We start from the raw sequence: 11,053 nt of genomic DNA, 5'->3' as shown, positions 1-11,053 counted from the left end.
GTGGACGTGCTTTGGGGGACAGGTGGTGATATAGCCAGTACAGCCAATTTTGTACGTGATGTTGCAAATGCCTTTGACGGTGATGATACTACTTTTGCACATTTAAGGGCTAACCTTGCCGTGCTTAGTGAAGGTGTTCACATTACCGCTTTATACCCGACCTTGTCCGTAGAGGGCGATGGCGTCAGGGTGTTGTTGCAAAGAGAAGAAGGCGGATTGATCGATGCTTCGGTATTGTCAGATAATATCCGCATACGAACCTATAATAATAACGATGCCAACAGCGAGTTGACTTTAGACCCGGAACTGATCCAGTTATCATTATTCCCGGGTACTACGGATGTTTACGAGTTGATCTACCCGGTGAACGTACCGTTCAACCGTATAGAAGTATCGTTTGATTCGGGACTAGCCAGTGCTTTTGAAGGACTGCATGTTTATGAACTGGACAGGGCACAGGATGTTCCCGGGGGAGAATTCCCGGAAAGTGGGCTTTGGGCTACGTTGCAGACTAATGGAACTGTAGCTCCGTGCCTGTTGTGTGATGTTATAGATCCTGACAATGCGGTAGATGCTAACCTGACCACCTTCTCCCAGTTAAATATACCGGTTGGAGTAGGAGGTTCCGTATGGCAGGAACTTTCAGGGTTCCCTTTCCGCGCTCAGCAGGGAGATCACATACAAGTAGTATTAGGTATAGGAAGTGGAATTATCGATGCCAGCTTACTTGGAGGGCTGACTTTTCAGGCTATGGATGGCGACACCAATGCAGGAGAACCTATCGGGCTTTCCAATTTGTTAAGTGTTAACCTCCTGCCCGGAACCAGTGATCAGTATGCCTTTGTCTTTAATCCCGATGCGGAATTCGATAAAGTCCGGGTAGAATTCCAGTCGTTGCTGGCAGCCCTGACTAATATTCAGATTTACGGGGCAAGAATAAAATTACCGGATCCGGATATAGTTTCCGGTAATATAACCATGCCCGGAACCTCTACAACCGTGGAATTATCCCCCAATGGAGGAACAACCCTGGAGTGGTTTGCCGATGCGGAAGGCGGAGAGCCGATAGCAACCGGTAATTCTTTTACCACACCAACCTTAGATGAAAATATCACATATTATATAGAGATCAGCCGGGACGGTTTTGTAGATCCGCAACGTTTCCCTGTGACCGTAAATGCTACGAATGATACATGGGCATTGGCGCAGGACTGGAGTGTTTTCGGAGGATGCCTGATCTGTAATGTAACCAATCCGGATAACGCAGCGGATGGAGATCCTACCACTTATGCAGTACTGAACCAGACTGCAGGTGTTGCCGGAGGAATTCAGATGAACCTCTTCGACTTCCCGCTTCAGGGACTTCTCGGAGATAATATACAATTGGTAGTTGGCCTTGGCGGTGGTATTATTGATGCCAGTCTTTTCGACGGGCTTACCCTGCAAAGCTTTAACGGTGAAAATGCCAATGATGACCTTACGGATGATGCAGCCTTATTAAATCTGCAATTGTTGCCCGGTTCCACAGATCAGTATGTGGTGACCTTTACCCCGGGTGCCGATTTTGACCGTCTGCAACTGAATTCATCTGCTTTGGTAGACCTGTTCAGTAACCTCAGGGTGTACGGAGCAAGGATACAGTTTGTAAAACCGAATATAGTTTCCGGGCTTGTAACAACACCGGGAACATCTACTACAGTAGTAGCAGAGCCGGTTGCAGAAACCAGCCTGGCATGGTATGCGGCAGAGGAAGGTGGAGCCCCCATAGCTACAGGAAACGAATTGACTACTCCGGAACTGACGGAAAACACAACGTATTATGTAGAAGTAAGCCGTGACGGTTTCGTGGAGCCCGAAAGATACCCGGTGACCGTAATGGTTATGGATGCTCCTGTAGCAGGGATTCCGATGGTTAGAGTATATGCGGATGGACAAGATTTTGGAGGGACTGAATTGCTTGGAGCCCCTTTGTATACGATGAGTAACGAGGAAAATGCCGCAGACGATGACAAAGATAGTTATTCAACAATGGGTATTACTGCATTAGGTGAAGTATGGCAAAAATTAGACTTTACTACTCAACAACCAGGTCCTGATGATCCGGTACATGTTAAGGTGGGGACAGAAACAGGGTTATTAAGTTTGGCAACAGGATTAACTTTACAAACCTATAATGGAGACACTCCTGTAGGAGAAGCTATACAATTGAGTAGTTTGATAGGGCTTTTGAATGGTGCTGATCAGGCTGATATTGTATTGCCTGCACCCGGTGAACCATATAATAGCGTACGAATAAGATATAATGGAATAGCTCTTGGAGGAGGGATTAATATTTATGGAGCATATTTCAATGAGCCAGGAGATAATGTTGCTTGTGATGAGCCTTCAGATATATTATGGGGTAATTCCGGTGGTATTGCCGGTGGTTTAAATCCGGTAGATGATCCAGAAAATGCTGCAGACGGTGATGAAACTACTTTTGCTCACCTTCGTGTTAATTTGGGAGTAGCCAATGCAAAAACACATGTTACTACTCTTTACCAAATGGTATCTACTCCTGGGGATTCTATTCGTTTAGTATTCCGTAATGAAGGAGGGCTATTAGACGTTGGTCTATTAGCAAGTAGTTTTACTATAAGAACTTATTTAGATAACCAGGATAATGGAGCACTTGATTTAGATGAGAGTATTCTTAAATTAAGCCTTTTACCTGGTAGTGGGGATCTGCAAGTGCTCACTTATCCAATAGACACGGAATTTAATCGTATTCAAGTATCATTGGGGGAAGGGCTTGCTCTTGCCTTATCAAGTTTATATGTCTATGAAATAGGCCGTGTAGCCCCATCCCCGGTAATTGCCGGAGGATCGGATGTGACCGCCTGTGTGGGTGAAGATGTGACCCTCGAAATAGATTTCCCGACAGAAAATGTCGTATATAACTGGTACGATGCCGAGACCGGCGGTAACCTGGTAGGATCGGGTAATCCGTTCACTATCGAAGCCGCAAATCTCGAACTCGGAACAAATACATTCTATGTATCCCTTTCCAAAAACGGTTGTACCGACGAGGCTTCTGCCCGTACCGAAGTATCCGTTAACGTACTGGAAAGCCCGGAAGCGCCACAGGCAGTATCTGCCAATGTATGGGCAGCCCCGGGAGGATCTGCTACCTTACAGGTGCTCGATCCGGATGAAAATTTAACCTATAACTGGTACGATGCGGCTGCCGACGGTGAATTGCTGCATACCGGAGATACTTTTGAAGTAAGCGGTGTTACTGCGGATACTTCTTATTATATAGAGGCTGTTGCAGGAGAAAGCTGTATAAGCCCGGCCCGCACCGAAGTAACCGTAATGGTATTGATGCCACCGGTTATCGATCCGATAGGGGCAACAATTACCCAGGGAGAAACCGTGACTTTCGATGGATCGTCTCCCGACGGTACCGAAGTGGTCTGGTACGATCCGGATGGCAATGAAGTGGCTGTAGGTCCGGAATTTACTATCCCCGATAATCTTCTGCCCGGAGATTATGTATACACGGCTACCACAAGAGACCCGGAAACAGGAGCGGAATCCGACCCTGTGGAAATACCGGTGACCGTAGAACCCCTTGTATTGGATGCGCCTACGGTAACGCCACCTTCAGCCGTTATAGATGAAGGAGATACTCAGACGTTTACCGCTACACACGATGTTCCCGGGGTTACCTTTACCTGGTACGATCCGGACGGAAACGTAGTAGCTACAACACCTGAATTCACAACACCTGCCGATCTTCCGGTAGGAGACTATACATACACGGTGACTGCAACCGACCCGGTAACAGGAGTAGTTTCGCCTCCTGCGGAAGTACCTGTTACCATACAGTCACTGGGTGGCGGATTGCTGCCGCCTGCCGTAAATCCTCCTTCTGCGGTAATTGCCGAAGGGGATACGGAAACCTTTACGGCTAGTCATGACAATCCGGATGTAACGTACACCTGGTATGATGGTGATGGCAATGAAGTGGCAACGACGCCTGAGTTTACGACACCGAATGATCTTCCGATAGGTGCATATGTATATACAGTTACAGCAACTGACCCGGATAGCGGTGAAGTGTCCGATCCGACCGAAGTTCCGGTAACAGTAGAACCTGCAGGTACACTTCTGCCGCCTACAGTGACCCCGCCTTCGGCAACTTATCCTGAAGGAGATACGGAAACCTTTACGGCCGGACATGACAACCCGGATGTGACCTTCACATGGTATGATCCGGATGGTAATGAAGTGGGAACCACTCCGCAATTTACCACTCCTGCCGATCTTCCCGTAGGAAACCATACCTATACAGTGACAGCGACTGACCCGAATAGCGGAGAAGTCTCTGACCCGACAGAGGTGCCGGTAACCGTAGAACCAGCAAGTACTTTGGCGCCACCCACGGTGACACCGGAATCTGCAGTACTCAACGAAGGCGATACGGAAACCTTTACGGCCGGTCATGACAACCCGGATGTGACCTTCACATGGTATGATCCGGATGGTAATGAAGTGGCAACTACACCAGAATTTACTACCCCTGCGGACCTTCCCGTAGGAGAACATACATATACGGTAACGGCAACAGATCCGAATACCGGAGAAGTGTCCGACCCGACCGAAGTACCTGTAACCGTAATTGGCGCAGGAGACCTGTTACCACCGACTGTAACCCCTCCTTCTGCGACTTATCCCGAAGGAGATACGGAGACCTTTACGGCCAGCCATGATAACCCGGATGTGACCTTTACATGGTATGATCCGGATGGTAACGAGGTGGCAACAACGCCTGAATTTACTACGCCTGCTGACCTCCCGTTAGGAGATCATACGTATACAGTTACGGCAACCGATCCGAATACCGGTGAGGAATCCATACCGACCGAAGTACCGGTAACGGTGGAACCCGCAAGCGGATTGGCATCGCCAACAGTAACACCGCCTGCTGCGACTATAGAGGAAGGAGAGACCGAGACCTTTACGGCTACTCATCCTGACGATCCTGATGTAACCTATACCTGGTACGATCCGGATGGCAATGAAGTGGCAACAACACCTGAGTTCACTACACCGGATAACCTTCCCGTAGGAGAGCATGTGTATACGGTAACGGTAACTGATCCGGACACCGGGGAAGTATCTGATCCTACCGAAGTTGTAGTGACCGTAGAACCGTCTACCGGCACCTTGTTGCCACCGACGGTAACCCCTCCTTCCGCCACAGTTATGGTAGGCGATACGGAAACCTTTACGGCCAGTCACGACAATCCTGATGTAACCTATACCTGGTACGATCCGGATGACAATATAGTGGCTACTACGCCCGAATTTACAATACCCGATGATCTCGCAGTAGGAGATTATACCTATACGGTAACAGTGACCGATCCGGACAGCGGAGAAGAATCTGCACCAACCGAAGTGCCTGTAAGTGTAGTGCCGACCGGTACTTTGTTACCACCAACGGTAACGCCACCTGCAGCGACTATTGAAGAAGGAGAAACCGAGACCTTTACGGCCAGTCACGACAATCCTGACGTAACCTATATCTGGTACGATCCGGATGGCAATGAAGTAGCAACTACACCTGAGTTTACTACACCGGATGATCTTCCCGTAGGGGAGCATGTGTATACGGTAACGGTAACTGATCCCGACAGCGGGGAAGTATCTGACCCGACCGAAGTTGTAGTAACCGTAGAACCGGCTTCCGGTGAGTTACTACCTCCGACTGTAGACCCATTACAAGCTACGATAAACGAAGGGGAGACCGCATTGTTCACCGCTTCTACCGATTATCCGAATGGAATAATCGTATGGTATGACACTGACGGTAATGAAGTGAATATTGGAGAGGAATTTGTAGCCGGAGTAGGATTGCCGGAAGGAACATATAACTATAATGTTGTAGTAAGAGATCCGGATACAAACGAAGAATCTGCACCGGTACAGATTACACTTAACATACTTTCGGTTACACCTCCTATAGAGTGCTTGCCGGCGTATGATAGACTCTATGCTACTAGCGAAACCTCTTCGGCTTTTGGAGTGCAGAACAATGTGAATGCCATAGATGGCAATCTTGATACACACAGTACGGTCGCAGTTCCGCTTTTATTGATAAGTAGTAATTATCAACAATTGAATTTTGGCCAACAGTTTAATGTTGCCAATGGTGATGAGTTACATGTTAAGATCGGTACTTCTGTACTACTTGCTTTAGGTAGCATAAGAATAGATGTTCAGGCTTATAACGGATCAGATGCGGTAGGAACGCCTGTACAACTTAGTTCAGGAGTGTTGCTTAATCTTTTGTCTGGCGAAAACGTTTTGGACATAGTGGTCCCTGATCCGGGAACCACATTTAACGCTGTTAGAGTTACTGCGAGAACATTATTAGCCTCTGTAGGAGGAAGTGTTGATATATATGAAGCTTATGTAAATCAACAGGTAGAAACACTTGCTGAGTGTAAACCTGTAGAAGACATATTGACAGGAAGTACTTCCGGTGCATTGGGGACATTGAATGGAGTAGAAAATGAAAACAATGCCGTTGATGGTAATATAGAAACCGCCGCAACTTTACGCCAGAATGTAGGAGTAGCCGGTTATGTCCACCTTACCACGCTGTATAGTGCACCTTCCGTTCCCGGAGATTCCATTCGTGTGGTTCTTGCCGATGAGGATGCCGGTTTGCTGGATCTCGGTGTAGCGACCGGAATTAAAATGGTTGCTTATATGGGGAACACCCCGGTACACGAAGTATCGGTTCAGGAAGGACTTTTAAGCCTGAAACTCCTCGGAGGAAGCAATCAGTATGAGGTGGCAACTGCCGTAGATCAGCCTTTTGACCGTATTTCCATACAACTCGGGGGACTGGTTTCAGCCCTTTCCGGAGTTAATATTTACGAGATAGAGCGCGTTCCCGGTATTCAGCTGGAAGGTAATAATCCCGGTGATAATGTTGTAGAAGCCTGTCAGGGCGGAACCGTAAACCTTACCGCACCGGCTGATGACTGTACAACTTATGTATGGTACGATGCCCGCAATGGTGGTAACGTAATCGGTGAAGGTAACCTCGAATTCGAAGTTCCGGCCGACTGGACTCCCGGAGAACATATCGTATACGTACAACCTGTACGTTACGGTTGTGAAGAATCCGGCCGTATCGCGGTAACTATCCAGGTAAACGAAGCTCCGACAGCAGACGATATTGCTTTGGAGACCGATAATCCGGACTATTGCGAAGAAGAGGATGTGCTGATCACTGCTACGGCAGAAGAGATCGCCAACCCGGTATTTGCATGGTACACAGACGTAAATAAAGAAAACCCGGTAGCCGATGCCGATGGAGTGACTTTCGTAGTAAATAACGGAGAGTTGTCCATCAGTGGATTAGCGGTAGGTACACATACTTATTATGTAAGTGTAAAAGATGGTGAAGATGGTTGTGAAAACGTTGCGGGAGACCTGGCGGAAGTATCCGTGATCGTGAAACCCGGAGCTACTGCAGCAGACATACAAACAAGCGATCAGGTGATCTGCTTCGGAGAAACTGCTGTATTGGAAGCAGCCAGTACAACCATTACAGCTCCGGTATTCAACTGGTATGATAATGAAGATCTCATAGGAGATCCGGTATTTACGGGACCTGTATTTGAACAAAACGGTTTAACAGCCGGATTGTATACATATTATATTACAGTTCAAAACGACGATACCTGCGAAAGTTCTGCGGAAGAGGCTGTAGCGGCTACCATAGCTGTTCAGCACCAGATAACCGCGGAGGATATTGAACTTCCGGGAGATCTCAGCCAATGTCTTGGCTCTCCCGTAGCCTTGTCCGCAGCTGTAAATTCTGCCATAACTGTCGAAAACCCTGTCTTTACTTGGTATTTGGATGCCGCAGGTACACAGCAGATTACCGACGGTATGGAACTGGACGGCGCTACATATACGGTTAACGGAAGTGATATGACTGTTGAAGGCCTTGCCGAAGGAACAGTGATCAATTACTACGTTACCCTGGACGGAGACAATGTATGCGGAAGCCTTGACGGTGACCTGGCAACAGTACAGGTGACCATAGGAAATGAGCTCGAAGCTCCTGAGGTATCCGAGTCCAATGTAATGGTTTGTGAAGGGGAAGATGCCGTATTGTCCATACTTAACCCGCAGGGTAACCTGGAGTATAACTGGTATGAGACTGCTTCCGGAGGAACTCCGGTATTTACAGGAAGTAACTTTGAACTCACAGCAGTTACAGGAGATGCGGTTTATTATGTAGAAGCTGTCGGAGATGGCGATTGCGTAAGTCTTACACGTACGGAAGTTACCGTAACGGTTAAGGATTATGCTTCCGCCGCCGATATAAATATAGACGGAATAACTGAAATATGTGAATATGATGACCTCGTATTGACTCCGACTACCGATATAACCGAACCGGTATTCCGATGGTATGCCAACGCCGATAAAACCGGTGAGATCGTAGATGGAGTTTCAGCCGATGGAATACTGACACTTTCCGGGCTTGCCGAAGGAACGTATACATACTATGTAAGTGTGGAGTCTGACGAATTATGTGAAAACCCTGCCGGCGACCTGGCCGAGGTAGAAGTAACGGTTGGTGCGCCTCAGGCAGCGCCTGTAGTTACGCCGCCCGAACAGTTCGTAGTGGTTGGGGATGATGCGAATCCTTTCGAAGTAACCGATCCTGGTACAGGTGAGGTCGTATGGTATACGGATGAAGAACTTACCGCGGAGGTGTTCAGAGGAACCTCTTATGTTCCGGCTACAGGAACAGTAGGTACATTTACTTACTATGTGGTTATAGAAGACGGAGCTTGCGTATCTGAAATAACACAGGTAGTACTCCATGTTACCGACCTGCCGACACCACCGGAAGAATGTTATATAGCCGATTCACAGATCAACGGAACAACTCTCGGTTGTGTGCTGTGTTCGGTTCTGAATCCGACAAACTCCATTGATGAGGATACGGAGAACTTTACAAGGCTGGTAATGCCTGCCGGACTTGTTTCGGGATCGGTTTACCAGACTCTTATATTCTCTCATACCGGTAAGGCCGGGGACAGTGTCCTTGTGGATATGGGTACGCCTGTAGGACTTGGAGATATCAATGTTCTCGGAGCAATTACGGTTACCCTGTTCAACGGAGCTACACAGGTAGATCAGTACAGTCTGAATAACCCGCTCCTGGAAATTCGCTTACTGACCGGTGGGGAACGTGGCCAGGTACTTATTCCTGCCAGCGGAGCCTATGACAGGGTTGAAATCCGTAATACGGCCGGTGTGGCCACCTTATTGCAAAGTGTGGATATATACGGAGCACAAATATTACAGGCCGCTCCGGAATTGGATATACCCGATCCTGTAGAAGTATGTGAAGGCGAAGAGTTTGTGGTTAATGCAACTCCTGCAGCCGGTACCGTGCTCAGATGGTATAACAGTGATGATGAGTTGCTGTATACCGGAAGTAACTTTGAAGTACCTTCCGATGTTACCGGTGAATTTACATACTTTATAGAAGTTGTGGATCAGGCTTCCGGATGTCCTAGCCCGGAACGAATAGCATTTGATGTTATTGTTAACGATGGCCCCGGGGCAGGTGATATCGCCGTGACCGGAAATGAAGATCCGGTTTGTGCCGATGACGATGTGGTTCTTACCCCTTCAAGTGCACAGGGTACTGTATTCCGATGGTATGCGGATGCGGATAAAACGCAGCCTATAGCCGACGGGGACAGTGACGGAGATGTTTCATATGCAATAGACGCCGGCGGTGTGCTTACCATAAGTGGTTTAGATAGTGATAGTAGCCCATATACTTATTATGTAAGTGTAGAAGGCGCCAATGGTTGCGAAAACCCGGCCGGAGATCTTGCCGAAGTTTCCGTGGAAATTACACCTACGGTACCTGGCAGCGATATTGCCGGAATAGAAATAGAAAATACAAACGGAGACGGAGAAGTTTGTCTCAATGTTACTCCGGATGTAATTATAACAGCTGCGCTTACCCCCGGAAGTACGGTAACCAATCCTGTATTCCACTGGTATGACGAAGCAGGAGATATGGTTGCAGGTGGTGAAGACGGAGTCTTGACCCTTGCAGGACTTGCTCCCGGTGAACATACGTATAGTGTAGGAGTAAGCGGTGACGGTTTCTGTGAAACCGCCGAAGCCGACCGTAAGAGTATAACCTTTATAGCAAGAGATGATTGCCAGTTAATTAATGCGGTAGACGATGTGGCCAATACGCCGGTTGATGTACCTGTAGATATAGATGTACTGGCTAATGATATTCCGGGAGAAGCTCCTATCGATCCTGCAACAGTAATGATCATAGATGCTCCCGGTAATGGTACGGCAGAAGTGGATCCGGTTACCGGTATGGTGACTTATACTCCTGCTGCTGCTTTTGAAGGGGATGATACTTTCACCTATACGGTAAAAGATGAAAATGGTTTCGAATCCAATGTAGCTACGGTAACCGTAACTGTCGGCGGAGATAACGGCGGTCTGTTAGCAGTAGATGATACGGCAACAACCCCGATGGAAACGCCTGTAGTAGTAGATGTATTGGCCAACGATGAAGCCGGTAATGCCCCGATCGATCCTACTTCGGTAGCGATCGTGGACATGCCGACCCAGGGAACTGTGGAAGTTGATCCTGTGACAGGAGCAGTAACCTATACACCTGGTCCTGGTTTCGAAGGCGACGATACGTTCACCTATACGATGAAAGACGAAGACGGTTACACGAGCAACGCAGCTACGGTAACGGTAAGTGTAGGCGGAGATAACGGCGGTCTGTTGGCAGTAGATGATACGGCAACAACCCCGATAGAAATGCCTGTAGTAGTAGATGTATTAGCCAACGATGAAGCCGGTAATGCCCCGATCGATCCTATTTCGGTAGCTATTGTGGACATGCCGACCCAGGGAACTGTGGAAGTTGATCCGGTAACCGGAGCAGTGACTTATACACCTGGTCCTGGTTTCGAAG

The 11,053-nt window shown here is 48.1% G+C and carries 1 protein-coding gene; it reads left to right on the top strand.

From position 1 onward, the window contains the following. The coding region (locus tag ACVBDU_RS19945; RefSeq protein WP_447181453.1) for an Ig-like domain-containing protein at window positions 1–11,053 on the top strand (11,053 nt) is incomplete at both ends.

It is taken from the genome of Sinomicrobium endophyticum (genome assembly GCF_052983315.1).
The sequence above is the reverse complement of the archived record's forward strand: the minus strand, read 5'-3'. Positions and strand labels throughout refer to the sequence as shown.